Raw genomic sequence first — 1,420 nt, 5'->3', positions numbered from 1 at the left:
GACTTCGCGCTGGGCTCCTTGCGCATCGGCTGGTGCTACGGTCCGGCCGGGATCGTCGACGTGCTGAACCGTGTGCGCGGTCCCTTCAACGTCTCGAACGCCGCCCATGTCGCCGGCGTCGCCGCGGTTGAGGATGCCGAGTTCCTCGACCGTTCCCGCCGCCACAACGAGCAGTGGCGCGAGTGGTTCTCCGCCGCCGTGCGGGAGCTGGGCCTGACGGTGCATCCCAGCGTCACCAACTTCGTGCTGGTCGATTTCAAGGGCCAGCCCGCCGGCAAGGACGACGCCGAGGCCGCCCGCCAGTTCCTGAAGGCCCGCGGCATCCTGGTCCGCCAGATGCCGTCCTACGGCCTGCCGAGCTGCCTGCGCGTCACCATCGGCACCGAGCAGGAGATGCGCACGGTGGCCGATGCGCTGCGGGACTTCCTGAAGGCGTAAGGGCGTTCCGACAAAGAAAAGCCCGCCGGAACGGTCGTTCCGGCGGGCTTTTTTCATGGTCGCGTCATCCCCGCTTCAGCAGGAAATCTACCGTCTCCGGCCGGCCCGGCAGGTCGAGCTTGGCCTGCACCGGTTCGCAACGGCTGACGATCCGGCCGCGGCGTAGGACGAACAGGCGGGCGGCGCGGGTGCGGATCGCTTCCACCGGGCTGCCGGCCTGGAGCACCAGCAGATCGGCGTTGCAGCCCGGCTCCAGCCCGTAGCCGTCCAGATGCAGCAGCTTGGCCGGGTTGACCGTCACCGCGTCGAAGGCGGCCTTCATGCCGTCCTGCCCGGTCATCTGGCCGACATGCAGCCCCATCTGCGCCACCTCCAGCATGTCGCCGGAGCCCAGCGGGTACCAGGGGTCCATCACGCAATCATGGCCGAAGGCGACGGTCAGCCCGGCGGTCATCAGCTCCGGCACGCGGGTCATGCCGCGGCGCTTGGGATATGTGTCGTGGCGGCCCTGGAGGACGATGTTGATCAGCGGGTTGGCGATCACCCCCAGCCGCGCCTCCGCCATCAGCGGGATCAGCTTGGAGACGTAGTAATTGTCCATGGAGTGCATGGAGGTGAGGTGCGACCCCGTCACCCGGCCGTGCAGACCCAGCCGCTGCGTCTCATAGGCAAGAGTCTCGACATGGCGCGACAGCGGGTCGTCGCTCTCGTCGCAATGCATGTCGACCAGCAGCCCGCGCTCCGCCGCGATCTCGCAGAGCAGCCGAACGGAGGCGGCGCCATCGGCCATGGTGCGTTCGAAATGCGGGATGCCGCCGACCACGTCGACGCCCATGTCGAGCGCCCGGATCAGCAGTTCCTTGGCGCCGGCCGAGCGGAGAACGCCGTCCTGCGGGAAGGCGACCAGTTGCAGATCGAGATAGGGGGCGACACGTTTCTTGACATCCAGCAGCGCTTCGACTGGCAGCAGGCGCGGGTCGCA

At 68.2% G+C, this 1,420-nt stretch carries 2 protein-coding genes; one reads left to right on the top strand and one right to left on the bottom strand.

Annotation, left to right across the window (positions count from 1 at the left end):
• The coding region (locus tag I71_RS29385) for an aminotransferase class I/II-fold pyridoxal phosphate-dependent enzyme (RefSeq protein WP_042702750.1) at positions 1-438 on the top strand (438 nt) is incomplete at its 5' end.
• Positions 439-502: 64 nt separating this feature from the next.
• Here I71_RS29385 and I71_RS29380 read toward each other — a convergent pair.
• The coding region (locus I71_RS29380; RefSeq protein WP_042702748.1) for a cytosine deaminase at positions 503-1,420 on the bottom strand (918 nt) is incomplete at its 5' end.

Source organism: Azospirillum sp. B506, from assembly GCF_000333595.1.
In the GTDB taxonomy this organism is placed as follows: Bacteria; Pseudomonadota; Alphaproteobacteria; order Azospirillales; family Azospirillaceae; genus Azospirillum.
The sequence above is the reverse complement of the archived record's forward strand: the minus strand, read 5'-3'. Positions and strand labels throughout refer to the sequence as shown.